At 69.8% G+C, this 24,300-nt stretch carries 19 protein-coding genes; 4 read left to right on the top strand and 15 right to left on the bottom strand.

Annotated elements, in window-relative coordinates; translation table 11 throughout:
• Positions 1–233 precede the first annotated feature (233 nt).
• The 6 genes from ABF401_RS10195 to dnaE form a co-directional block, all read right to left on the bottom strand.
• Positions 234–812, bottom strand: coding sequence for an alpha/beta hydrolase-fold protein (locus ABF401_RS10195; RefSeq protein WP_353509446.1), 579 nt, complete (start codon positions 810–812; stop codon positions 234–236).
• Between the two features lie 532 nt (positions 813–1,344).
• The gene (gene lysX / locus ABF401_RS10190; protein WP_353509445.1) at positions 1,345–4,800 is read right to left on the bottom strand and encodes a bifunctional lysylphosphatidylglycerol synthetase/lysine--tRNA ligase LysX; all 3,456 of its coding nucleotides are present in this window, start codon (positions 4,798–4,800) and stop codon (positions 1,345–1,347) included.
• A 139-nt stretch (positions 4,801–4,939) separates the two neighbouring features.
• Positions 4,940–8,083 (bottom strand): ExeM/NucH family extracellular endonuclease, encoded by a 3,144-nt coding sequence (locus ABF401_RS10185; RefSeq protein WP_353509444.1) that lies wholly within the window; start codon positions 8,081–8,083, stop codon positions 4,940–4,942.
• An 85-nt stretch (positions 8,084–8,168) separates the two neighbouring features.
• Positions 8,169–9,116, bottom strand: a complete 948-nt coding sequence (locus ABF401_RS10180; protein WP_353509443.1) for a pseudouridine synthase — start codon at positions 9,114–9,116, stop codon at positions 8,169–8,171.
• A complete protein-coding gene (locus ABF401_RS10175; RefSeq protein WP_353509442.1) occupies positions 9,117–10,220 on the bottom strand; it encodes a winged helix DNA-binding domain-containing protein in 1,104 nt (367 codons plus the stop codon).
• A 31-nt stretch (positions 10,221–10,251) separates the two neighbouring features.
• Positions 10,252–13,845: a DNA polymerase III subunit alpha gene (dnaE, locus tag ABF401_RS10170; protein ID WP_353509441.1), complete on the bottom strand. Its 3,594-nt coding sequence runs from the start codon at positions 13,843–13,845 to the stop codon at positions 10,252–10,254.
• 214 nt (positions 13,846–14,059) lie between these two features.
• Between dnaE and ABF401_RS10165 the strand changes: the two genes are divergently transcribed.
• From ABF401_RS10165 to ABF401_RS10155, 3 genes are all read left to right on the top strand, one after another.
• Complete coding sequence (locus ABF401_RS10165) at positions 14,060–14,569, top strand: RNA polymerase sigma factor (protein ID WP_353509440.1); 510 nt, start codon at positions 14,060–14,062, stop codon at positions 14,567–14,569.
• Positions 14,562–15,356 (top strand): hypothetical protein, encoded by a 795-nt coding sequence (locus ABF401_RS10160; RefSeq protein ID WP_353509439.1) that lies wholly within the window; start codon positions 14,562–14,564, stop codon positions 15,354–15,356. The genes ABF401_RS10165 and ABF401_RS10160 overlap by 8 nt, the downstream gene beginning before the upstream one ends.
• A gap of 74 nt (positions 15,357–15,430) precedes the next feature.
• Positions 15,431–16,168, top strand: coding sequence for a hypothetical protein (locus tag ABF401_RS10155; RefSeq protein ID WP_353509438.1), 738 nt, complete (start codon positions 15,431–15,433; stop codon positions 16,166–16,168).
• A 10-nt stretch (positions 16,169–16,178) separates the two neighbouring features.
• Here ABF401_RS10155 and ABF401_RS10150 read toward each other — a convergent pair whose 3' ends face one another.
• The 3 genes from ABF401_RS10150 to ABF401_RS10140 all read right to left on the bottom strand — a co-directional run bounded on the left by ABF401_RS10150 (position 16,179) and on the right by ABF401_RS10140 (position 18,245).
• A complete protein-coding gene (locus ABF401_RS10150) occupies positions 16,179–17,111 on the bottom strand; it encodes an RluA family pseudouridine synthase (RefSeq protein ID WP_353509437.1) in 933 nt (310 codons plus the stop codon).
• Complete coding sequence (gene lspA, locus ABF401_RS10145; RefSeq protein ID WP_353509436.1) at positions 17,104–17,700, bottom strand: signal peptidase II; 597 nt, start codon at positions 17,698–17,700, stop codon at positions 17,104–17,106. Before lspA ends, ABF401_RS10150 begins: the two co-directional genes overlap by 8 nt.
• Positions 17,701–17,777: 77 nt before the next feature.
• Complete coding sequence (locus ABF401_RS10140; RefSeq protein WP_353509435.1) at positions 17,778–18,245, bottom strand: TraR/DksA family transcriptional regulator; 468 nt, start codon at positions 18,243–18,245, stop codon at positions 17,778–17,780.
• On the opposite strand from ABF401_RS10140, the gene ABF401_RS10135 reads away from it, so the two are divergent.
• Entirely contained in the window at positions 18,235–18,885 is a 651-nt protein-coding gene (locus tag ABF401_RS10135; RefSeq protein WP_353509434.1) for a hypothetical protein, read from the top strand. The two genes, ABF401_RS10140 and ABF401_RS10135, sit on opposite strands and share 11 nt — an antisense overlap.
• A 131-nt stretch (positions 18,886–19,016) precedes the next feature.
• Here ABF401_RS10135 and ABF401_RS10130 read toward each other — a convergent pair whose 3' ends face one another.
• The 6 genes from ABF401_RS10130 to ftsZ form a co-directional block, all read right to left on the bottom strand.
• The gene (locus tag ABF401_RS10130; protein ID WP_353509433.1) at positions 19,017–20,141 is read right to left on the bottom strand and encodes a DivIVA domain-containing protein; all 1,125 of its coding nucleotides are present in this window, start codon (positions 20,139–20,141) and stop codon (positions 19,017–19,019) included.
• A 187-nt stretch (positions 20,142–20,328) separates the two neighbouring features.
• Positions 20,329–20,613, bottom strand: a complete 285-nt coding sequence (locus tag ABF401_RS10125) for a YggT family protein (RefSeq protein ID WP_353509432.1) — start codon at positions 20,611–20,613, stop codon at positions 20,329–20,331.
• A 96-nt stretch (positions 20,614–20,709) separates the two neighbouring features.
• Positions 20,710–21,192 carry a cell division protein SepF gene (locus ABF401_RS10120; protein ID WP_353509431.1) on the bottom strand — a complete coding sequence of 161 codons (483 nt, stop codon included), beginning with the start codon at positions 21,190–21,192 and terminating at the stop codon, positions 20,710–20,712.
• Between the two features lie 38 nt (positions 21,193–21,230).
• Positions 21,231–21,965, bottom strand: a complete 735-nt coding sequence (locus tag ABF401_RS10115; protein WP_353509430.1) for a YggS family pyridoxal phosphate-dependent enzyme — start codon at positions 21,963–21,965, stop codon at positions 21,231–21,233.
• Positions 21,962–22,711: a peptidoglycan editing factor PgeF gene (gene pgeF, locus ABF401_RS10110; RefSeq protein ID WP_353509429.1), complete on the bottom strand. Its 750-nt coding sequence runs from the start codon at positions 22,709–22,711 to the stop codon at positions 21,962–21,964. The genes ABF401_RS10115 and pgeF overlap by 4 nt, the downstream gene beginning before the upstream one ends.
• Before the next feature lie 135 nt (positions 22,712–22,846).
• Complete coding sequence (ftsZ, locus tag ABF401_RS10105) at positions 22,847–24,136, bottom strand: cell division protein FtsZ (protein ID WP_353509428.1); 1,290 nt, start codon at positions 24,134–24,136, stop codon at positions 22,847–22,849.
• Positions 24,137–24,300: the final 164 nt, after the last annotated feature.

Raw genomic sequence — 24,300 nt, 5'->3', positions numbered from 1 at the left:
GCCGTCCTCGAAGCGATCACCGTGGTGCTCTCGGATGACGAGCCGACGCGTCGCCTTCGGGGCTGGGTCCATGGCGGGAAGTCTAGGTTGGCCGAGCCGTGGTCAGCACCCACCGGGAACCGTCTCGCGCGGGCCAGGCCGCGACCGGAACGCCGAGCCGGCGTGCCTGATGAGGCCCCATCCGACGCGGAGCGGGCGACGCGCTGTGAGGTCGCCTGGGCTCGGTCAGGCGGTCAGGCATGGAAACCGGGGAGCGTCTGCGCGAGCCACCTGAGGGCAGCGGGAATGTACGGGCTGAAGACGGCGACGCGGTGTCCGCCATGAGCGAGCACCGTCGCCGTGACGGTGAGCGGCGACCGGGCGGCGGCGAGAAAGTGGGTGGTCGTTGGGTGGGACAGCGGGTCCTCCCTCGTGGTCAGCAACCAGATGGCCACCGGAGGAGGACGGTGTCGCGCCAGCCGGATCAGGTCGTAGCCCTCGAGGGCTGCTGGACTGAGCGGGTCGTATGCCGGGCTGAAGTCCGGACGGAAGTACCCCTCGAGGACGACGGCGCCACCGAACACGTCGGGGTGGCGCATCGTCAGCGAGGCGGCGCACCAGGCGCCGAGTGCGTACCCAACGGCCGCCCACGACGTCCGGGCCGACTGCACCCGGAGGTGCTGCACGGCCCAGGCGGGCAGGTCGTGCGACAGCCAGGTGTCGGTCTGCGGCTGCCCGGGCCCGCCGTTGACACATTCGGTGTCGAGACTCGCGGAGGGACTGATCGTCGGCATCACGACGACCGACGGCGCCAGCACGTGCTCGGCGGTCAGCGTGTCGACGTCGCTGAGGAAGCTGAGGCGCGCGAAGCTGGCGGGTGCACCGGGGATCCGTGCAGGCCCACGATGACCGGGTACCTCGTGCTGGAGCGAAGTTGTAGCCGACCGGAAGACTGACGAGCACCGGCAGCCCGGTCCCGGCCCAGCGGTCGTGGACGACGCACTCCTGGAGCCGCTTGCCGGGATCTGGGAGCCGCGGCAGGGGTCCTGGGGGCACGTGCGCCTCGAGCCCAGAACCGGCGATCCGCGACCCGAGCACGTCGTTCCTCGTGCCGCCTGCGTGGGTGACGAACTCTGACGATCTGGCTCCGAAGAGGTCCGACCAGCTCGAGTAGAACAGGTACTGGTCGTTGAGGAGCAGGCCCGCGAGCGCGAGGACGGCCAGGTTGAGCGCGAGCACCTCGGCGGTGCGCGTCATGATCCGCACCCTCTCCTGCGTGGCCTGGGGCCATCGGTGACCAGGCGGATGAAGCCGACGACGACGAGGACGCCGGCGACCACGATGACCGGGTCCCGGTGAGGTCCATCAGGTCGTTCGGGGAGTGCGGTCACCGGGTCGCTGGAGTGGCCGGACGAACGGGAAGGTGAGCACGTCGCGGATCGACGTGTTGGTCAGCAGCATGACGAGTCGGTCGACGCCGAGGCCGAGACCACCGGACGGTGGCATCCCGCTCTCCAGCGCGTGCAGGAAGTCCGCGTCGACCACCATTGCCTCGGGGTCACCGGCCGCCGCCCTGGTCGACTGCTCGACCAGCCGGCGACGCTGCTGGAGCGGGTCGGTCAGCTCGCTGTAGGCCGTGCCGACCTCCATGCCGCCGATGACGAGGTCCCACCGCTCGACGAGGCCGGGCTGCGTCCGGTGCGACCGGGTGAGCGGCGAGGTCTCCCGCGGGAAGTCGACGAAGAACGTGGGACCCGAGGTCCTCGGCTCGACGAGAGCCTCGTAGAGAGCCTCGATGACACCACCTGCCCCGAGGTCGGGCCGCACCTCGACGCCGAGGCGACGGGCGAGGCCGAGCAGCACGTCCGGGTCCGTGTCGAGGCCGACCTCGCGCCCGACCGCCGTGGAGACCGCGTGCAGCACCCGAACGACTGGCCACGGCCCGGAGACGTCGGTGAGCTCCACGCCGTCCATCCCGTTCCGCAGCTGGTCCGGGCGTGGGGCCGGAAGCACCTGCCGACCATGCAGGCTACGCGCCGCCCCCTTGATGAGGGTCTCTGCGAGCATTCGCATGTCGGAGTAGTCGGCGTGCGGGCGGTAGACCTCGAGCGAGGTGAACTCGGGATTGTGCGTGGCATCCGCACCCTCGTTGCGGAAGTTGCGACCCAGCTCGAAGATCGGACCCGTCCCTCCGACGAGGAGGCGTTTGAGCTGGAGCTCCGGGGCAATCCGCAGAGACAGGTCGACGCCGTAGGCGTTGCTGAAGGTGCGGAAGGGCCGGGCAGTGGCGCCGCCGTGGACGAGGTTGAGCATCGGAGTCTCGACCTCGGTGTACCCGCGCTCCAGAAGGGTGCGGCGGATCGAGGCCAGCACCGTCGATCGTGCCCGGAAGAGGTCGACGACACCCGGATGGACAATGAGGTCCGCAGATCGCTGCCGGAGGCGGGCGTCCGGATCGGTCAACTCCCCGAAGGGGATCGGGTGCAGGCACTTCGCCTCGGTGCGCCACGTCCACACGAGCAGACTGGGCGTGCCGTTGCGCGACACCCCGATGCGTCCCTCGACGCGCACCAGGTCTCCGCGATCGACGAAGCGCGAGAAGTCGGTGACGACGCGGCGTGATCGCGCGGTGGCCGGGTCGAGCACGAGCTGCACCGACGCCCCACCGTCGACCAGGGTGGCAAAGAGCACCGCGCCGTGGTCGCGGACACTGCGAACGCGCCCGACGAGCGACACGGCGCCCGCAGATTCCCGAGGCACGCCGCCGGCGGGTCCGCTCACGGAGGGCACGTCCCCTGGCGATGGATGCAGCGCGCCAAGCCGAACGGCCAGCTCGCCGACCGAGGTCACCGGGTCACCGCCACCGCTCGGGTAGGGGTCCAACCCCTCCGCTCGCATGGCCTCGAGCCGCGCGAGCCGGTGCCCGAACTCGCCGCGTCGGCGTTGCTCAGTCGACGTGGCGTCGGCCGCGGCCTCCGCCGCAGCCGCCGCCTGCTGCAGACGGAGCAGGTCGTCCGCACCGAGCCGTGCTCCCGCCGCATGCCGTCCGCCGGGCCATGGCAGGAAGCCCTCAACGGCACCGGCTGCGACGAGCACCTGCGGCAGGGAGACCACGTCCTCGTAGCAGAGGAAGCGCGGGACCCACGCCGGCTCGAGCTTGGCGTTCGAGCGGTAGAGACGCTCGAGCTGCCAGAAACGGTCGAGCACCCCGAGGACGGAGGCGTTGAGACGCACGAGTGGTCGGGCGCCCAACCGGGCAGAGTCAGCAAAGACCCCGCGGAACATGCAGAAGTTGAGGGACACGCGGCGGATGCCGAGCTGCCGGCTGCGTGCCATCAGCTCCGAGATCATCAGCTCGGTGACGCCATTGGGTGCGGTGGAAGCCCGGCGCATGAGATCGAGCGACACCCCGCCGCGGCCCCAGGGCACGAAGCTGAGCAGTCCGATGATGCCGCCGTCGGCGAGGTGCGCCGTGACGACGAGCATGCGGCCGTCCGCCGGGTCACCACTGCGCCCGAGGGCCATGGAGAAGCCACGCTCGCGCTCGCCGCCGCGCCACTGCTCCGCGCGGGAGGCCATCACGGTGCGCTCTTCCGGGGTCAGTTCGTCCTGGCGGCGGACCCGTACCGAGACGCCCGCTCGGCGAGCTCGCTTCACGGCGTGGCGCACCGGCGCCATGGACCCCCGGCGCAGGTCGAACCGCGCCGGGTCGAGAATCGCCTCGTCACCCATGAGCACGACCCGCAGGCCGGCGGCGGCGTACGCCTTGGCCCCCGCCTCACTGGCTGAGAGCACAGCCGGGACCCAGCCGAACTCGCGTGCCTCACTCAGCCAGGCGGCGATGGCCCCACCCCAGCTCTCACCGGCGCCGAGCGGATCGGCAGACGCCACTGACACTCCGTTGACGACCCGATACGTCACGGCAGCACGACCGTCGGCCGAGAACACGGAGGCCTTGTCCCTCCGCGTCGCGAAGTAGCCGAGCGAGTCACTCTCGCCATGCTCGGCAAGCAGGAGACGCAGGCGGACCTCTCGATCGGGGGTCCATCTGCTGGTCCGTCGCGACGACGCGAGGAAGAGCACCGTGGCGCCCAGGATCGTCGCACCCGTGAGGATGGCTGCCACGTCGACGACATAACGTGGCACACCGAGAGCGTGCCGGCTCACCCCACCGAACGCGGCGACGACGGTCGCCACGACGACATTCGCCTGGGCGCCGGAGGCGCCGAGCAGCAGCCAGGTGACTCCGTAGGTGACCGCGCCACCCACGACCAGCGCCGCGAGCGCGGCCCACCAGGAGCCGGGCTGCACCCGCGCCGTGAACGCGGGCCGCAGCCGCCAGAGCCACCACAGGGCGCCGACACCGATCACCATGGCCGCCACGTCGAGCGTGCCACCGAGATCTCCCCGGCTGCTCCAGACCTCGGCGAACGGGAGCCGCGCGGCCGGGAAGAGCTCCGCGAGACCGACGTAGATGCCGGTCACCTGGAACGCGGCAACTGCTGCCAGACCAATCCGCTTGCGTCCCAGCAGGATGCGCGTCATCAGGGCGAGCAGGACGACGGAGGCGAACGTCCCTGCCACGGGAAGGTTGAGCAGCCCGAACACGACCGTGATCCGGATCGGCTGGACCGGTCGGAAGACGAGCAGCAGCGCCGAGACGGCAGTGGCCAAGGCGAGCACAAGAGTGAGCGCTCGAGGAGCGAGGTGTCTCGTGGGACCGGGCGACGCCGGGCGAGCGGGCCGCCGGTGGCTGCCCGATGCGTGTTCTGGCGGCCGGCCCGAGGCCGCCGCAGGCCGATCGGCGGCGGTGGTGGCCATGGGTTCGACCATCACGCTGTGCCCTTGTGACTGGCTGTGTGTCTGCTGTGGACTGGCCGTGAACGAACGGAGCGCCACGCGCGATCGAGTGGACGAGTCCTGGGCGGAGGAGTCGTCCACTCGATCGGTGGGGCCTTCGTCAGTGGATGACGATCTGCCCCGTCACGGCCGTCGCGCCGCCGTCGTAGACGACGGCCTGGGACGAGTCGCGGACCACGACGCGGACGGTGTCGTTCTTCTTGCCACCGTCCGTGGCGATCACCTGGTAGCTGTAACCGGTGGCGCCGTTGACCGTCGCAGAGCCGCCGAGACGGGCCTCGTCGTCGTGGATGACGAGCCAGTCGACGGAGGTGCTCGCCATGACGAAGGTCGTGCCCTCGAGGGTGAGCGTGAGCTGCCCGGACGGAGTGACGGCGCCCGGCTCGTACTTGGCATCGAGCTCGAACTTCGCCTTGCCGCTGTACGACGGGTCGGCGGCCAGCGCCCCCGCGGGTGATCGGTACCAACCACCACCGGTCGCGAACCCGGGGGTGTCGTTGTCCAGCGAGAGGCCGACGATGACCGGGTCGTGATCGGACACGCGGAACTGGTCGGGCGCGTAGAGCGACGACTGGAGGTTCGGCGTCTTGAAGTCGGTGTTGTAGTCGAGCACCGACGGCTCGTCGGCGTTGATGTGCCACTCGCCGACTCCGGTGACCTGCTCCTCGGCCGAGGGCGACGCGAGGGCATGGTCGAGGTAGCCCCATTGGCCGTCGAAGACGTAGCTGTAGGCGTCCGGCCCGATCAGCTTGGCGATGAGGTTGGTGTAACCCGCCCCCTCGAGCGTCCCGACCGGGTCCTCCTTGGCGTAGGAGTTGAGGTCACCCATGATGAGCACGTCGTGGTCCCCGGTGCCCGTCGGGTCACTCGCCAGCCACGTCGCCAGGGCCTTCGCCGCGTTGTTTCGCACGGTGTTGCAGTTGCCCTGCCCATCGCCCGCGTCGGGAGCGTCGCAGGCGCTGCCCTTGCTCTTCAGGTGGTTGACGGCCACGGTGAAGACGCCACCGGTGGCGTGGTCGCGGAAGGCCTGCGCGAGTGCTGGTCTGCTGCGCGGGGCCGAGTCGCCACCGTTGACGAACTCGACGGAGTTGAGTGCACCCGTCGTTCCGATCGGCGTCACGGCGGCCGGCTGGTAGACCATGCCGACCTTGATGGCATCGGTGCCGAGGGCGTTGGTCTGACCGGTGCGGGCGTCCACGTCCACGTAGGCCCACGTGCCGGCCCCGTCGGCCTCGTTGAGCCGGTCGACGAGGAACGCGATGGCGCTGTCCGTGCCGTATCCGTCGTTCTCGATCTCGTTGACGCCGACGACCTCGGCGCCCAGACCGCGGATTGCGGCCACGGTCTTGGGCCACTGCCGATCGAACTCCGTCTGGGTGTCCGCGCCGCGGCAGTCCGTCGCCGCCCCGCCGACCCCGTTGCTGCAGTTGTCCACCCGATCCGGCAACCCGTCGAACGTGTTGAAGAAGTTGAGCAGGTTCATCGCCGCGACCTGCACCTTGCCGCCCACGACTGGAGCATCCGACGGCCGCTCATTGGCGGCCACGAACTGGGCGTCACCGCCAAGGGCGCCGTCGGGGCGGAGCCGGTAGGCGTTGCCACTCGCGGCGTTGCCGGCCCACGTGTAGGTCATGACGCCGACCGCGCCGGTGACGGTGTCGCCGCCGCGCAGCGTGTTCGACGCGGACAGCGGCGCGCCGCCCCGGCCCCAGACGATCGGGTCGGGGTTCTGGGCCTGTGACGAGTCGTCGATGATGAGGCGACGGTTGTTGTTCGCGGCCTGGAGGACGAGCGCCTCGTCGCCGGGTGCGACGACATTGGTCGGCTGCGGGAGCCGGCCCTCGGACGAGACGACGACCTGGCCGAACCGGCCGAGCTGGAAGTGCTCGGTGACGGTCATGGTCTCCGGGACCGAGACGAGCATGCCCTCGTACTGCTCGAGGAAGGTCGGGCTCGCGACGGGGAAGCTGATCGGGGTCGGCTCGACGGTGCCCGTCCCGCAGGGCGTGATCGACGTCGTGTTCGAGATCTGGGTCTGGTCCTGGAACTCCTCGGCGGTGCCGACGACGCGGACGTGGTCTCCGAGCGCGACATCGTCGTCGTTCCCGTTGAAGACGAAGATCGCGTCCGACGTGGCCGGGTTACCGTCCCCGACGGGGTCTTGGAGGTAGAAGCCGCGCAGCGCGGGGCTCGGGCCCTCGTGGTCCCCGACGACGACCCCCTCGGTCACCACCGGTCCGGTGTAGTCAGCGGCCGACCCGGAGCCCTGAATCGCCCCGATCGGCGTGTAGGTGGCGTCACACGAGGTGCTGAGCGACGACGCGAACGAGACGACGGCATCGGCGGTCATCGTGTCCGGCGGGTCCTGGACGTCCTGGTCGCTCACCTCGTCGCCGCGGATGGTCACGCGGCAGGACTCGTTGGGAACGAGGTCGGCGTCAGGGTCGAGGACGAACGACGTCGGCCCCCCGGTCACCGTCACCGACTTCGGCCCGCTGAGGGAGCAGCGCAGCTCGAAAGCCGTCCCGGTGACATTGACGGGCTCGCTGAACGTCACCGTGACGTTGGCGTTCGCGGTCACGCCGGAGGCGCCGTTCGCGGGCTCGGTGGAGGCCACGGCGGGCGGCGCGTCCTGGACGCTGTGGCGGCCAAGGCCGTCAAAGGTGTCCGTGGCGAAGCCGATCCACTGCGCCGATGGGTCGAAGAGGTCGGTGGCATTGGCGTCTCCCGCCGTCACGGAGGACGAGCGGCGCAGTGTGTTGTCAGCGGTTGACGTGAGGCCGGTGCCCCACTCCGTGCCGGGATCGAAGCCGACCTGCCCGATGCTGTCGATGACGGTCGTGCCCTTGCGCAGCACGACCGCGTCGTCGCCGTTGTACCAGCCCGCACCGTTGGTCTGGTCCGCCTCGGCGAGGATCGCCGCGGCAGCCGCCGAGTGCGCCAGCACGTGGACGTCGCCTGGGGCAACCGACCCGGTGAGGTTGATCGTCAAGCCTGCCGACGCAGAGCCGTTGAAGAACATCTGGACGTTGTAGCCACCGGTGGCCAGGTTCACGGGCGCCCCAGTGCCGTTGTAGATCTCGAGGGCCTTGTTGTTGCTCGACCCCTCGATGTACTCGCTGAAGAACAGCTCGGTCGGCGCCGCCTGCGCGGTCGGCGCGGCGACGAACGGGACCAGACCGACCCCGAGGGCCACGGCACACACCGCGGCCACTCGGCGCCGGAGATGACGGTACTGCTGCATGTCTTCCCCTCTCGACGGGCAGGAAGTTGCCCGGATCCACCGCGAATCTAGCGGCGGAGCTGTGAACGAGGGGGCCGAACGCCGACTAACTTTGCGTGTCGTTCACGTTTCCGCCCGGCCACGACGCCAGACGCCTGCGCGTCTCGAACCGCCGGCGCCTGCCGTCGATCGGGTCGTCGAACTCGAGAACCGCGGCGAGCAGCTGGAGCGGCTCGGAGAAGTCCCCGTCGGGCACCTCGCGCGGGGCCGGGTACAGGGCGTCGCCGACGATGGGAATGCCCAGCCCGCAGAGCTGGCAGCGCAGCTGGTGGGTGCGGCCGGTCCGAGGCGTCAACCGGTAGAGACCCCGCCCATCCCTCTCGGCGACCAGCTCGATGAGGGTCTCGGCGTTCGGCTCGGCACCGGGGACCTCTCGGGCCTGGTGCTTCCCGTGCTCCTTGAGGACGTGGCTGCGCCGCACCGTGGGCAGCCGCAGTCCGTCGCGCACTGGTGCGACCGCGAGGTACTCCTTGTGCACCCGGCCCTCGGCGAAGGCGCGCTGGTAGGCACCCCGCCACCGCTGTTCCGCCGTGAACATCAGCACCCCTGCGGTGGGCCGGTCGAGCCGATGCGCGGGGGTCAGCCGATGCCGACCGGTCAGCACTCGGGTCCGGGCCAGCGCCGACTGCGCGACGTGCCGGCCCCGGGGCATCGTCGACATGAAGTGCGGTTTGTCCACCACGACGAGCCGGTCGTCCTCGTGCAGCACGTCGATCGGGAAGGGCACCTCGACCTCGTCCGGCAGGTCGCGATGGGTCCAGCAGACTGAGCGCGGCACGAACGGCGCGTCTGCCGCGACCGGCACGCCAGCGGCATCGACGAACTCCCCCGCCACGAGCTTGGCGTCCACCTCGGCGGGAGTCAGCCCCCGGAGCCGCTCGACGAGATGGTCGCGCAGCGTCTCCCACGGCCCGCCCTGCGGCATCCGGATCCGCTGCGCGTCAACGCCGTGCCGAGGCGGGAGCGGCGACGCGGGAATGCCGCCTCGTGCCACTCAGTCCCCCTCGACCCGGAGCTCGACGTCACGACCGAGAAAGCGGGCGTATGCCGCTGAGCTCGCTTCCAGCCCACGCAGCGCCTTCGCCGTCAGCCGGGTCAACGGCGTCGCCCTGAGGACGACGGCGTCCTTGCCGCCCTGCCGCCTCCAGACGCCGACCACCTCGCCGTCGACGACGATCGTCGGCTGGAACACCAGGTTGCGGCCGGGCACGACGTTGGCGACGTGCTCGTCCGGAAGGGTGACGTCGCGCGACTTGAATCCCAACAGGAACTCGTCCCACTGCGGCAACAGATGGACGCCAGCAGGCCCATCACTCGCCGTCGGCGCGTCGACGTGGCTCAGCCAGGTCTGGCCACCGATGTCTTCCCGCGTGATGTGGTCGCCGAGGAGTTCGAGGGCCGCACGGACGAAGCCGAGCGTGCCCCCGATCCAGCCGGCGATGTCCTTCTCGGTCACCGGGCCGTGGCTGCGGACATAGCGCTCGATGATCGTGGTCATCGCCTGCTCACGGGAAGGCTTGCGGCTCAAGGGAACCCATGTGTCGATGAGCACGAAGGTCGGCTGCTTCCCTGCGAGCGGGCCTTGGCAGAGCAGCCCCGTCATGCAGTGGTGGCCGACGAGGTGGTAGGTCCGCTGTCCGGAGGGATCGATGCCGTGGTCGGCGAGCATCGAGAGGACGTCCGGTCGGCTCATCGGCTCGCCGAGGTGCTCCTCGAAGAGAACTCCTGCCTTGTCGATCTCGTCCTGGGTGATGCCGAGCTGCGCGTAGCGCGCGCCCAGGGAGGCGATCACCCGCGCGGCAAGGAGCTCACACATCCACCGGGCGTCCTCGGCCGGCACCCAGTGGATCGTCCCCCGCATCGGCCAGGTCCGGACGATCTGCCGGTCAGCGACGGCCCGCTCGATCTCGGCGAGGGTCAGGCCGGAACGCACTCCGATCGACCACACGCCACTCGAATAGTCCTGTGCCTGAAGCGCGCCCATCCAACGGGCCACGGACAGAGGCGTCTCGGGGGCGGCGGCCGTACCCAGGGCGGGCGTGAGCCCGAGCGCAGCCATGCGAGCCCGACGCAACCGACGGCGGTCGCCAGCCTTCACGGTGAGACCCAGCTCAGCGGCATACGGCCTGCTACCCGAGCACGGCGGCGCCGAAGGTCGCCTTGAGGTCGCCGAAGAGCGCCGACGTCGCGTTGACGCGCAACCCGTCGTCGAGCGTCATGAGCACGGACCGGCCAGGCTGGGTGAGCTTCACGTGGACCTCCGTCGCGCCGGGGTGCTCCCGGAGGATCTCCCTGAGACGCTCCGCGCGGGCCGCGGTGACCTGACCCAGCGGGAGAGTGAGCACGACCGGTCCACGCGGGCCCTCCTTGATGTCGGGGATCATCAGCTCCTGCGCGAAGATCGAGATCGAGTCGTCGCGCGCGCTCACCCTGCCCTTGACCGCACAGACGGTGTCCTGGGCCAGCATCGTCGAGTACGTCAGGTAGGCGGTGGGGAAGAACAGGCACTCGATGGCCCCGTCGAGGTCCTCGACCGTGGCGATGGCCCACAGGTCGCCCTTCTTGGTCCGCTTGAGCTGGAGCCCGGTGATGAGCCCGGCCACGGTGACCGGGGTGCCATCAGGCTTGGGGTCGTCGCCCATGAGTGAGGCGATGGAAGTGTCCGCATGCGTCTGCAGGAGGTGCTCGATGCCGAAGAGCGGGTGGTCGGAGACGTAGAGGCCAAGCATCTCCCGTTCGAAGGACAGCAGGGTGGACTTGTCCCACTCGCCCACGGGGACGGGTGGCAGGCCGTCGAAGGCGCCCGCTCCCCCGGGTCCATCCGACTCGTCGCCCAGGTCGAAGGCGCCGAAGAGACTGTCCTGGCCGATGGCCTCCTGCTTCTTCACCTCGACGAGCGCGTCGATGTAGCGCTCGTGGACCTCGACCATCCCGCGCCGACTCTCGCCGAGCGAGTCGAAGGCGCCGCTCTTGATGAGCGACTCGATGGTCCGCTTGTTGCAGACGACCGCCGGCACCTTGGAGAGGAAGTCCTTGAAGGAGCCGAAGGCGCCCTTCTCGTCGCGCGCCCGGATGATGGCCTCGACGACCGGCAGGCCGACGTTGCGAATCGCGGCGAGACCGAACCGGATGTCGGTACCGACGGCAGCGAAGTTGGCGACCGACTGGTTGACGTCGGGCGGCAGCACCTTGATGCCCATGTGGCGGCACTCGCCCAGGTACAGCGCCGACTTGTCCTTGTCGTCGCGCACGCTCGTCAGCAGCGCCGCCATGTACTCGGCCGGGTAGTTCGCCTTGAGGTAGGCCGTCCAGTAGGAGACGAGACCGTACGCCGCCGTGTGCGCCTTGTTGAAGGCGTAGTCCGAGAACGGGACGAGCACGCCCCAGAGCGCCGCGACCGAGGCCTCGTTGAAGCCGTTGGCCTTCATGCCCTCCGAGAACGGGACGTACTCGGCGTCGAGGACCTCCTTCTTCTTCTTGCCCATCGCACGACGGAGCAGGTCCGCGTTGCCGAGCGTGTAGCCGGCGAGCTTCTGGGCGATGGACATGACCTGTTCCTGGTACACGCACAACCCGTGGGTGTCCTTGAGGATCGGCTCGAGCGCGTCGACCATCTCCGGCTGGAGCTTGCCCTTGAGCTGCGGATCCAGCGGGACGATCTCCTGCTTGCCGTTCTTGCGCAGGGCGAAGTTCGTGTGGGCGTTGACTCCCATCGGGCCAGGTCGGTAGAGGGCCAGGGCAGCCGAGATGTCCTCGAAGTTGTCCGGCTGCATGAGCCGCAGCAGCGATCGCATGCCACCGCCGTCGAGCTGGAACACACCCAGGGTGTCGCCGCGACCGAGCAGATCGTAGGTCGCCGTGTCGGACATGTCCTTGGACAGGGCGTCGAGGTCGATGTCCTCATCGCGGTTCTGCTTGATGTTGACGATCGCGTCGTCGAGGATCGTGAGGTTGCGCAGGCCGAGGAAGTCCATCTTGACCAGCCCGAGCGACTCGCAGCTCGGGTAGTCGAACTGCGTGATCACCTGGCCGTCCTGCATCCGCTTCATGATGGGGATGACGTCCAGCAGGGGTTCGCTGCTCATGATGACGCCCGCCGCGTGGACGCCCCATTGGCGCTTCAGGCCCTCGAGGCCCTTGGCCGTGTCGACGACCTCCTCGAAGTGCCGCTCGGTCTGCACGAGCGCGCGGAAGTCGACGCCCTCGTTGTAGCGCTTGTGCTCCGGGTTGTAGATCTCCGAGAGGGGCACGCCCTTGCCCATGACGTCCGGCGGCATCGCCTTGGTCAGCTGCTCGCCGACGCTGAACGGGTGGCCCATGACGCGCGCCGCGTCCTTGACCGCCTGTTTGGCCTTGATGGTGCCGTAGGTGACGATCTGGGCGACACGCTCCTCGCCGTACTTCTCCGTCACATACTTGATGACCTCGCCGCGCCGGCGCTCGTCGAAGTCCACGTCGAAGTCGGGCATCGACATGCGCTCGGGGTTGAGGAACCGCTCGAAGATCAGGCCGTGCGGGATCGGGTCGAGGTCCGTGATCCCCAGAGCGTAGGCGCACATCGACCCGGCACCTGAGCCTCGACCCGGTCCGACTCGGATGCCGTTGCGCTTGGCCCAGTTGATGAAGTCGGCGACGACGAGGAAGTAGCCCGCGTAGCCCTTGGAGACGATGACGTCCTCCTCGAAGGCCGCCTGCGTGCGCGCGTAGTCCGGCACGCCGTCGGGAAAGCGCCGCTGGAGTCCGCCCTCGACCTCCTTGATGAACCACGAGGTCTCGTCCTCGCCGTCTGGCACGGGAAAGCGCGGCATGTAGCGCCCCTCCCCCTCGGTGAAGGACACGTCGCACCGCTCGGCGATGAGCAGCGTGTTGTCGCAGGCCTCGGGCAGCTCGCGCCACCGGTGGCGCATCTCCTGCGGAGACTTGAGATAGAAGTCCTCGGCGTCGAACTTGAAGCGGTTGGGATCCATCAGGGTCGAGCCCGACTGCACGCAGAGGAGCGCGGCGTGGGCCTTGGCGTCCTCGGCCCGGGTGTAGTGCAGGTCGTTGGTCGCGACGAGCGGCAGCGCGAGGTCGCGCGCCAGCCGGAGGAGGTCCTTCTGGACGCGCCGCTCGATCTCGAGGCCGTGGTCCATGAGCTCGACGAAGACGTTGTCCGGCCCGAAGAGGTCGCGCAGCTCGCCGGCCACTGCGCGCGCCTCGTCGTACTTTCCGAAGCGCAGCTTGGTCTGGATCTCGCTCGAGGGGCATCCGGTCGTGACGATCAGGCCCTTGCCGTAGCTGGCGAGCAGCTCCCGATCGATGCGGGGCCACTTCGTGTACACCTGGTCGAGCGAGGCGATCGAGCTCATCCGGAAGAGGTTGTGCATGCCCTCCGTCGACTCGGCGAGCATCGTCATGTGGGTATAGGCACCGCCGCCCGAGATGTCGTCGCGCCCGCCGTCGCCCCAGCTGACCTTCGTCCGGTCCGTGCGATGGGTGCCCGGAGTGATGTAGGCCTCCACGCCGATGATCGGCTTGACGCCGGTGCCCTGGGCCTTCTTCCAGAACTCGTAGGCCCCGAAGACATAGCCGTGGTCGGTCGTCGCGAGCGCCGGCATCCCCATCCGCGCCGCCTCCGAGAAGAGGTCGGTGATCCGGGCCGCTCCATCGAGCATTGAGTACTCCGTGTGCACGTGCAGGTGCGCGAAGCTCTGGTGTGGTCTCGGAGCGGATTGGGTCGACATCGGGGTTGAGTCTAAGCCTCGCCGGGGACACTCCCCGGGCGTGTCGCGGCGGGTGTCGCGGCCCGTCGCACCGGGCTGCCGAGGGCCGCCGGCTCGTCGGCCCTCGGCGTGCCTGGAACCGATCCCGAACCGACGGTGTACAAGTGGGTGCAGGGCCACTGGGCGAGCCGGAGGAGCCATCGAGAAGGACCGCGAGTCAGAGATCCTGGCCCGCGTGCGCGCCGGTGAGCGGGCTGCGTACGCCGAGCTGGTGGTGGCGCACGCCCCGCTCGCCAAGCGCGTCGCCGTGCTCGCCGGGGCTGGCGACGATGCCGACGACCTGGTGCAGGAGGCATTCGTGAAGGCATACCGCTCCCTCGCCACCTTCCGCGACGGATCCGGCTTCCGGCCCTGGCTGCTGCGGATCGTCCTCAACGAGACGCACAACCATCGGCGCGGCTCCGGTCGGAGGGCCGAGCGGGAGCGCCGAGCGGGATGGCTCGACGCCCAGTCGCTGACCATGCCGGACCCGGCCGCGGAGGCGCTCTCGGCGGCGCGCCGGCGTGCGCTCCTCGACGCCGTGTCCAAGCTCCCGGCCGACCAGAGGGACGTCGTCGCCTGCCGCTACCTGCTCGAGCTGTCGGAGGCAGAGACCGCGAAGGTGCTCGAGCTGCCTGCTGGCACGGTCAAGTCCCGACTGCATCGCGCACTGGGCGCATTGCGGGAGGTGATGGCCGATGTCTGACCAGCTCGATGCCCTCGAGCGCGAGCTCGTCGGCCTCGGCCGCGACCTCGTGCCGGACCCGCCCCCGGACGGTCTGGCTGCGGCCGTCCTCGACCGGATCGCCGACGACCCCCTCGTCGCCGGGGCCCACCGGCGCGCGCCAGAGCGCCGACGGGCCGAGCACAGCCGCCCGGCGCGCCGCCTGGCCTGGGCGATCGCCGCCATGGTCGTCGCGGTCGTCGCCCTCGTCCCCCCGGTCCGGGCCGCCGTCATGGAGCTGCTCCACATCGGTGGAGTCGTCGTCCGCGAGGAGCCGGGACCACGTCCACTGCCGTCCACGCCCCGCTCTGGCGCCTCCCCGACCCTTGGCCAGGGATTGACCGCGGTCTCCCTCGAGGAGGCCAGGCGAGTGCTCGGGTTCGACGTTGGTGTCCCGGCGGCGCTCGGGCCGCCGGCGACCGTGTCGCTGTCTCACGAGGGACAGGTCGCGGAGCTCAGCTGGGGCGAGGGTGGCGGGACGACCAGGCTGGACGTGTTCATGGGGTCTCCGGACTGGGGCTACCTCAAACGGGTCTGGACCGCGGTCACGCCGACCATGGTCAAGGGTGGCGAGGCCGTCTGGCTGGACGCCACCCACGAGGTCGAGTGGGTCGATCGCCGGGGGGTGACCCGGACCGCCCCGCCCCGGCTGGCCGGGCCGACTCTCGTCTGGGTCGCCCACACTCCTGACGGACGCGAGCTGACCTACCGACTCGAGGGCCCCTCGACCCTGGCTGCAGCGCTGGACATCGCCACGACCGTCCCCTGAGGGCCGGGAGGGAACCATGCGGGGCCGGGCGGTGTAACGACGTCACCAGGCTCACGACCACAGGAGGAACACCCATGCGCAGGTTCATCGTCCTCGTCATCACCGCAGCCGTCGGCCTCATGCTGCTTCCGGCTCCCCCTGCCAGCGCGGGCGGACCCACCTCCGTTCTCGTGGTGGACCACGGTGGCGGGCATGCCGCAGGGGCGGTGACGGGCAGCTCCGCCTACGACTCCCTGGCCCTGGCCCTGGACGTCTGGGACCCACCGACCGGTGAACGCCGGTCGGCGGACAGCTTCATGGCGAACCCGATCCGCCTCACCTGGATGATCCATGACGTGCAGCCGTGGCGTGTGGACGCCCTGACGATCGAGGGCTCGGACGTCTGGGTGAGCACGCTGCTGATGCAGGGCGGCGAGACCCTCTTCTCGACCTCCACGTCCGCGGCCGAGGCAGTCTGGCACCGCCCGGCGAACACGGCACTGCTCCTGGAAACCTTGACGGACCTCGGAGTGCTGGGCGGCGACGCGGCCACCTCGCCGCCGGCCACGACCGGCTCGGTTGCCCCCGTGACCGCTTCGGAGGCGGCGCCTTCGGAGCCGTCCGGCACAGGTGTGCCGCCGTCGGCGCTGGCCGTCGTTGCGGCTCTCTCGCTCTGCCTCGGCGCGCTGTGCGGCCGGTCCTTGCGCCTGCGACGCCGCGAGGCGTCGTCGTCAGAAACGGCGGCGACCGCGGACGTGCGAGCGACCGCAGGCGCGAGCCCAGCGGCATACGACCCGGGAAGGGAACACCTCAAGGGGTTCACCCTTCGCTAGAGGGTGGACCTCAGAGGGTGGCGACGGTGTCGAGGGCCCGCTGGAGGTCCTCCGGGTACTCGCTCTCGAAGTGGACGTAGGCGCCCGTGCCGGGGTGCTCGAACCCGAGCCCAACGGCATGCAGCCACTGCCGGTCCAGGCCCAGCTTCCGCGCCAGCGCGGGATCCGCGCCGTAGAGCGGGTCGCCGCAGCAGGGGTGCTTGATCGCGGCCATGTGCACCCGGATCTGGTGCGTGCGTCCCGTCTCCAGGTGGATGTCGACGAGGCTCGCGTGGCGGAATGCCTCGATGACCTCGTAGTGAGTCACCGACGGCTTGCCGCTGCGCATGACCGCGAACTTGTACTCGTGGCCGGGGTGCCGCCCGATCGGTGCGTCGATGGTGCCGACGAGCGGATCGGGAAGACCTTGGACCAGGGCGTGGTAGTTCTTGTCGACCGCGCGCGTCCGGAAGGCCTGCTTGAGTCTGGAGTAGGCGTACTCGCTCTTGGCCACGACCATGAGGCCGCTCGTCCCGACGTCGAGTCGGCTGACGATGCCCTGGCGCTCGGGTGCCCCGGAGGTCGAGATCCGGTATCCCGCGGCAGCCAGGCCACCGACGACGTCCGGACCGGTCCAGCCCACGCTGGGATGGGCTGCCACCCCGACGGGCTTGTCGACGACGACGAGATCGTCATCATCGTGGACGATCCGCATCCCGGGCACCGGCTCCGCCACGACCGTGACCGTGGGGCTCTGATCCGGCGCGGGAAGGGACACCTCGAGCATCGCCCCGGACGCGAGCCGGTCGGACTTGCCCGCCACCTTGCCGTCGACGACGATGAGCCCCCCACCCGCGAGGTCTGCCGCACGAGTCCGGGACAGGCCGAACAGGCGGGCGACCCCGGCGTCGACGCGCTCTCCGCCGAGGCCCTCGGGGACGAGCACCGTCCGGACCTCAACCATCCGACCGCTCCCCCGGCTCGTCGCTCACCTCGTGCTCCTCCGGCTGCGGGGCGACCGGCGCGGCCTTCCTCTCGCGACGGCCGTCGACGCCCAGTCCCACCAGGGCGAGCACGATGATCAGCCCCGCGGCGCCGACGATCCAGATATCGGCGATGTTGCCGATGAACCAGCCGTTGTAGTCGAGGAAGTCGACGACGTGACCCTCGCCGCCACCCGGCGGCCGGACGAAGCGGTCCGTGAGGTTGCCCAGGGCTGCGCCCAGGAGCAGGCCCAGGGCCAGAGCCCACGCCCTGGAGCCCAGGTCCTTCGACACGTACACGATGGCCACCAGCACGACCACGGCGATGATCGTCATGACCCACGTGTTCCCCGCCCCGAGCGAGAGCGCTGCACCGGGATTGCCGATGAGCTTGAACTGGATCACGTCCCCGATGAACGGCCGCGGCTGTCCGTCCGCCAGGACGTCGAGGGCGATGAGCTTGGTGAGCTGGTCGCTCGCGTAGGCGAGAACCGCGACGACGAGCAGGAGGACGAACAGCCGCCTCCGGCGCGCAGCCGGCGGGTGGTCGGGCGGGGCTTCGTTCTCCACGGGTCCTGGTGCTGTGGTGAGGGCGGAAGACACGGCATCGACGCCCACACGGGGCGTCGACGGTGTCTCGGTGGGCGTCAGTGGCGTGCTTGCTTCTCCTGGCATGTCATGCACAGGGTCGCACGAGGACGGGCCTGGAGTCGAAGTTTGCCGATCGGGTTCCCGCAGTTCTCGCAGATACCGTACGTGCCTGCCTCCAGCTGCTCGAGGGCATGCTCGGCCTGCGCGAGGCCGGCCCGGGAGTTGGCGGCCAGGGCGATCTCGTGGACCCGCTCGGCCGTCTTGGCGCCGGCATCCGCCTGGTCGTCCCCCGCTCCGTCGCTCGACGCACGCAGCAGGTCGTCCAGCTCCTGCTCGGCGAGCTCGAGCTCCTGCCGGTGCACCTCGATCTCCTCGAGCAGGATGGCGCGCACCTCCTTGATCTCAGCCGCGCTCCATGGGCTCTCGTCGTCCTTGACCCGGAGGCGTCCGGCGAGCTGACCCGCGCGAGTCGCTGCGGTGGAGCTCCTGGCTGCGGATGTCGATGTGGCGCTGGTGCTCTTCACTGGTGCTGCCCTCTTCATCGATGTGGACCTGGTGCCGGCAGACCGCTTGGACGGGGCAGCCGCTGCTGCGGAGGTCGGGGTGGTGGCCTTCCTGGCCGGGGCCTTCCTGGCGGTTGCCCGCTTGGCCGCAGTCCCGGGGGAGGTGGCCCTCTTCGTGGCTGTGGCTCCCTTCGTGGCGGCGGACTTCGTGGCCGGCGCCGCCTTAGTGGCGGCGGACTTCGTAGCCGGCGCCGCCTTCGTGGCAGCGGACTTCGTGGCCGGCGCCGCCTTAGTGGCGGCGGACTTCGTGGCCGGCGCCGCCTTCGTGGCAGCTGCCTTCTTCGTCGGCGTCTTCGGTGCTGCCGGCTTCGTCCCGGCCTTCGCCGCCCCACCCTTCGTGGCGGTCGCCTTCTTCATCGCCGGGGCGGCACCCTTCGTGCCGGCCGGCTGCTTGGCCGACGTCGTCGCGGCCGCACGTTTGGCCGGTGCCCCGGAGACCCCTGCCGCCTTCTTGGCCGCGGACCTGGCAGCGGCGCTCGTCCGCACCGGCGCCGCCTTCGTTGCAGGGGTCGTCGTGGCGCCCGCTCTCGCCGGTGCCTTCCTCGGTGCTGCCATGTGGTCCTCCGTCACTGGGGCCGTCCACCTTGACAAGTGCCGCTGACAATAGGCGTCAACGAGCCTGCAGACAAACGTGAAACGCACAACTCGCCGGTGGGGTTCGATCCCTGAGACGACGAATGGCCGCCCGGGTCCACCGGGCGGCCATTCCGCTGCTGAGGTGACGGGCTCCGTTCAGCCCTGGGCACTGCCTGTCTTGGCGGCGTCCTGGACGCTGCCATCGAGGTCGTGCAGCTGACCCTCGATGTAGGACTTGAGGTTGGTGCGGTAGTTGCGCTCGAAGCCGCGCAGCTCCTCGATCTTCCGATCGAGCGCGGTCTTCTGCCGCTCGAGCTCCTCGATCAGGGCTGCCTTCTTCTGCTGCGCCTCCGCGACCATCCCGGTCGACCGCTCGCGGGCCTCGGTGAGCATCTCGTCGCGTTTCGCCGTGGCCTCGGCAATGATCTTGTCCCGCTGGCTCGTCGCCTCGGCGAGCATCTGGTCACGCTGGGCCGTCGCCGCGCTCGTCATCTCGGCCGCCTTGCGGGTCGCCTCGTCGTGCTGGGTCTGGGCCGTTGAGATGAGGTCGCGGTGGCGCGCCTCCGCCTCGCCGACGAGCTGGTTGCGACGGGCCTCGCCCGCTGCCACGTGCTCGTCGTGGAGCCTCTGGGCGAGCGCGATGACCCCGGCTGCGTCAGCGGTGCTCGCCGCCGATGCCGCCGGTGCGCTCTCCGACTCGGCCCGCAGCCGGGAGGCCTGCAGCTCTGCGGTCCGGGCGGCCTCCTCTGCGGCCCTCGCCTGCTCGCGAGCCTTCGTCAGCTTCGACTCGGCGTCCGCAACCTGGTTGTTCAGGGCGTTCAGCTTCGCCTGGGCCTCGTTGAGCGCCTTCTCGTCGACGGCGGACCGGGCAGCGGCCTCGGCCCGCTCGGCGTCGGCCTTGGCCCGCTCGATGCGCTCACGCGCGGCCCGCTCGGCGGCATCCGCCTCGGCCTTCGCCTTCGCGGCTCGGTCCGAGGCGGCCTTGAACGCCCGCTCGGCATCCTGGATCTTCGCCGTGAGCGCCCCGAGCTTGGCGTCGTCACCCGGACGGCCCACCGGCGGCATCGCCTGCGTGGGGCCGTCGCTCCGGACGGCCGGCTGGTTCTTGCTCGCGCGGCAGTCGTTGAGCTGCTTCAGGTAGTCGTCGCGCTGCTCGATGAGCGAACGCATCTCCGCGACGATCTCATCGAGGAAGTCGTCGACGTCCCGCTCCTCATAACCACGTCGGAACTGCGTGGTCTGGAAGTGCTTGTTCAGCACCTGCTCCGGCGTAAGCGCCATGTGTCACCTCGATACAGATGTAATGGTCAGGGGCCAACTTATCTAACGAACCGGTCACGACCCAAAGCCACATGATGCCACTCACAGCTGAAGGCCCGGTGCAGCCGCGCCACGCCGCCTCCGTGGCGCCGGCATCGTCGCACAGATCCGTCAGCGCCTCGGCTTGGCCGGGTGCGGGACATACCTCTCAGAAGATGTTCGGGACGTTGAGCGCGAACGAGGTCAGCAGCATGAGGACGAGGAAGCTGAGGTCGAGGCGCACACCGCCCAGGGTCGGCGACGGTATCACCTTGCGCAGCGCCTTGAGCGGCGGATCGGTCACGGTGTAGACCGCCTCGGCGAGCACGAGGACGAGGCCGCTGGGTCGCCAGGATCGCGAGAGAACCTGCACCCACTCCAGCACGAACCGGGCAATGAGAGCGATGAAGAAGGTGAAGACCACCACGCCGTAGATGGTCCAGATCAGGTCCATGCGCTCAGTGTCCCTGATGAGGTGGCATGGTCAGAAATCGGGTCCCTCCGCGAGCCGCGGCAGGACCCGACGTCGTGACCTGTGTGACCTGATGGATCAGCTCTGGTTGAAGAAGCCTCGCGTGGAGGTGGTCTGGACCTCCGGCTCGTCTGCGGCGACCTCGACGTGGGAGGGTGAGAGCAGGAACACCTTCGAGGTGACCCGCTCGATGGTGCCGTGCAGGCCGAACACGAGGCCGGCTGCGAAGTCGACGAGCCGCTTGGCGTCCGCGTCATCCATGTCGCTGAGGTTCATGATGACCGGCACCTGGTCCCTGAACCACTCGCCGATGTTCTTCGCCTCGTTGTACGTCCGTGGGTGGATCGTCGTGATCCGGTTGAGCGGGTGCACCTCGGGCTCGTTCACGAGCGCGGCCACGGCGCGCTTCGTGGGCAGCGGGGTGACAGCTGCGGTGTGCTCGGACTCGGCCTCGAAGCGGTCCTGGTCGTCGTAGGCGTCATAGTCCTCGTAGCGATCGTGCCGCGGGTCCTCTTCGCTGAGTCCCAGGTACACCATCGTCTTGCGCAGTGCCCCTGCCATGCCCACTCCCAAGCGTTGGATTACCGTTGTCCTCGACGTTACAGAAGTGACGGGCGTGAGCCGAGGATTGCGGTTCCGACACGCAGGTGTGTCGCTCCATGCCGAATGGCCGCCTCGAGGTCCCCACTCATGCCGGCCGACACCCAGTCGGCGCCGGGATGCAGGGCCCGGACCCCGCTCGCCACCTCCTGGAGGACGGCAAAGCTCTCGTCGGGGTCGGCCTCGACGGGGGCGATCGCCATGACGCCCTTGAGGACGAGAGCCGCCCCGTCCGCGACGGCAGCGGCGAGCTCGGGCACGTGGTCTGGCAGGGCCCCGCCGCGACCGGTGTCGCCATCGAGGCTCATCTGGATGAGCACCGACAGTGGTCGGCCACGCTCCACCGCGCCCGCCGACAGCCCGCGCAGCAGCTTGATCCGGTCGACGGAGTGGACGACGTCGGCGTACTCGGCCACATGGCGAGCCTTGTTGGACTGCAGGCGCCCGACGAAATGCAGCTCGAGGTCGGCGTCCCTCGGCAGCTCCCTCCGCACCTCCGCCAGCTTCGGCCCGGCCTCCTGGTCCTTGTTCTCGCCGATGGCGCGGACACCGAGCTCGTGGAGCAGGAGGATGTCGCTGGCCGGGAAGTACTTCGTGACCACGACGAGGGTGATCTCGCCCGGATCCCGTCCCGCCGACGCGCAGGCGGCGCTGATCCGGTGGCGGACCGCAGCGAGCGAGGTCGCCAGCTCGGTCCGACGCGCGTCTGCCGGGTGCGCCGTCGCCTCGCTCATGCGTCACGCTCCGCGTGCAGCAGGACCACGCCAGCGAAGCGACCGGTGACTCCGTCACGACGGTACGAGTAGAACTCCTCGTCCTCGCGCGTGCACCGGGCGACCCGCTCGACGGGCACCTCGAGCCGGGTCAGCTGCTCGACGACCCCGGCGGCCACGTCGATCGCCGGGGTGCCGGCCCACGACCTCGTCACGGACGTCGGGGCAACCGCCGCCGCGGCGCGCACCAGCTCCTCGGGCACCTCGTAGCACCGCCCACACACGGAGGGGCCGACGACGGCCGAGACCTCGTGCGCACCAGCGGAATGCATGGCAGCGACGGCGCGCGGCACGATCCCGTCGAGCAGTCCCGGCCGCCCAGCGTGCACGGCGCCGACGACGCCGGCCCGGACGTCGTGGAGCAGCACCGGGACGCAGTCGGCCACGAGCACGGCCAGGGCCAGACCTGACGTGGCAGAGACGACTCCGTCAACACGGGGCGCGTCCCCGGCCCACGGTCCATGGACCTGGACGACCTCGGTCCCATGGACCTGGTTCATGAAGAGCAGCCGGTCTCGAGCCACCCCCAGCGAGGCGGCCAGGCCAGCACGGTTCTCCTCGACGGCGCCAGGTGCGTCGCCGACGTGGCCGCCGAGGTTGAGGCCGGAGTACGGCGACTCGCCGATGCCCGCGGCACGTCCGGTGAAGGCCACCTCGATGCCGCGCCCCCCGTCGACGGCGGGGATCGTCGATCGCCAGAAGAACACCGCCCCAACCTACCTTCCCCGTGGACCGGGCGAGCCAGTCAGCCGGGATGACCAAGGCCGACGAGGGACCACGCTTGCGCTGGAAGGAAACTCAGCGGCATACGGTCATGGTGCAACTCACCCAAGTGCTGGAGGTCACTTGAGGAAGTCGGGCACGTCGAGGTCGTCGCTCTCCTCGTAGGTGGGCTGACGCGGCGGCTGTTGGGTCGGCAGCTGCTGCGCGTGTCCCGACACCGGCGACCTGGTCTGCTGGGACGCGACGTGGTTGACCGGCTGGTATTGCGCAGGTTGAGGTTGCACCGGAACGTGAACCGGCTCCGCCTGGGCCGGGGGTTGCGTCGGTTGGTGCGCAGCAGCGGTCGGGACGGACGTCGGGGCCACGTGGTGGTTGTTGTTCTGCGAGGGCTGGGGCCGTTGCCCCATGGCCTGTCCCATGACCTGCCCCAGGGCCCGGTCGTCCTGCCGCTTCGTGGGTCCGCCGCCGTCGAAACCGGCCGCGATGACGGTCACCCGGACCTCGTCGCCGAGTGCATCGTCGATGACGGCGCCGAAGATGATGTTGGCCTCCGGGTGCGCGGCCTCCTGGACGAGGCGGGCGGCCTCGTTGATCTCGAAGAGGCCAAGATCGCTACCACCCTGCACGGAGAGCAGCACTCCGTGCGCTCCGTCGATGGACGCCTCGAGCAGCGGCGAGCTGATCGCGAGCTCGGCTGCCTGGACGGCGCGGTCCTCGCCGCGGGCGGACCCGATGCCCATGAGGGCCGAGCCGGCGCCCTGCATGACCGACTTGACGTCGGCGAAGTCGAGGTTGATCAGGCCCGGTGTCGTGATGAGGTCGGTGATGCCCTGGACACCGGAGAGCAGCACCTGGTCGGCCGACCGGAAGGCATCCATCATCGACACGTTGCGGTCGCTGATCGACAGCAGTCGGTCATTGGGGATGACGATCAGGGTGTCGACGTCCTCGCGCAGCGACGCGATGCCGGCCTCGGCCTGGTTCGCCCGCCGGCGGCCCTCGAACGTGAAGGGCCGGGTCACGACACCGATCGTGAGCGCGCCGAGACCACGCGCGATGCGCGCGACGACCGGGGCACCGCCCGTTCCGGTCCCGCCACCCTCGCCCGCCGTCACGAAGACCATGTCGGCGCCCTTGAGCACCTCCTCGATCTCCTCCGCATGGTCCTCAGCAGCCTTCTTGCCCACCTCGGGATCGGCCCCGGCGCCGAGGCCACGAGTCAGCTCGCGTCCGACATCGAGCTTGACGTCGGCGTCGCTCATGAGCAGCGCCTGCGCGTCGGTGTTGATCGCGATGAACTCGACACCCTTGAGGCCGACCTCGATCATGCGGTTGATGGCATTGACCCCACCGCCGCCGATGCCGACGACCTTGATGACGGCCAAGTAGTTCTGCGGTGCTGCTGCCACGGGAGTGGGCCTTCCTGGAGGTGGTGCAAGGTGCTGCCGTGCTGGGTGGTTCCCGGGAGCCGGGTCGACGTTCAGGTCGGCGCCGGAACCGCTGTGGAACTCGTCTGGAACTGGTGTGAACCGTGCCGCCCGTGCCAAGCCGGTAGTCCCTCAAACCTTAAACG

The sequence above is a fragment of the Intrasporangium sp. genome, from assembly GCF_040414665.1.
Taxonomy (GTDB): Bacteria; Actinomycetota; Actinomycetes; order Actinomycetales; family Dermatophilaceae; genus Intrasporangium.
This window is presented reverse-complemented; position numbering and strand designations above follow the sequence as displayed.

What these genes read in the sequence shown, in the direction of transcription:
- lysX (WP_353509445.1), bottom strand. Translation starts at nt 4,800, where the DNA reads ATGGCCACCACCGCCGCCGATCGGCCTGCGGCGGCCTCGGGCCGGCCG.
- ABF401_RS10185 (WP_353509444.1), bottom strand. Translation starts at nt 8,083, where the DNA reads ATGCAGCAGTACCGTCATCTCCGGCGCCGAGTGGCCGCGGTGTGTGCC.
- dnaE (WP_353509441.1), bottom strand. Translation starts at nt 13,845, where the DNA reads ATGTCGACCCAATCCGCTCCGAGACCACACCAGAGCTTCGCGCACCTG.
- ABF401_RS10160 (WP_353509439.1), top strand. Translation starts at nt 14,562, where the DNA reads ATGTCTGACCAGCTCGATGCCCTCGAGCGCGAGCTCGTCGGCCTCGGC.
- ABF401_RS10155 (WP_353509438.1), top strand. Translation starts at nt 15,431, where the DNA reads ATGCGCAGGTTCATCGTCCTCGTCATCACCGCAGCCGTCGGCCTCATG.
- ABF401_RS10150 (WP_353509437.1), bottom strand. Translation starts at nt 17,111, where the DNA reads ATGGTTGAGGTCCGGACGGTGCTCGTCCCCGAGGGCCTCGGCGGAGAG.
- ABF401_RS10130 (WP_353509433.1), bottom strand. Translation starts at nt 20,141, where the DNA reads ATGGCGCTTACGCCGGAGCAGGTGCTGAACAAGCACTTCCAGACCACG.
- ABF401_RS10125 (WP_353509432.1), bottom strand. Translation starts at nt 20,613, where the DNA reads ATGGACCTGATCTGGACCATCTACGGCGTGGTGGTCTTCACCTTCTTC.
- ABF401_RS10120 (WP_353509431.1), bottom strand. Translation starts at nt 21,192, where the DNA reads ATGGCAGGGGCACTGCGCAAGACGATGGTGTACCTGGGACTCAGCGAA.
- ABF401_RS10115 (WP_353509430.1), bottom strand. Translation starts at nt 21,965, where the DNA reads ATGAGCGAGGCGACGGCGCACCCGGCAGACGCGCGTCGGACCGAGCTG.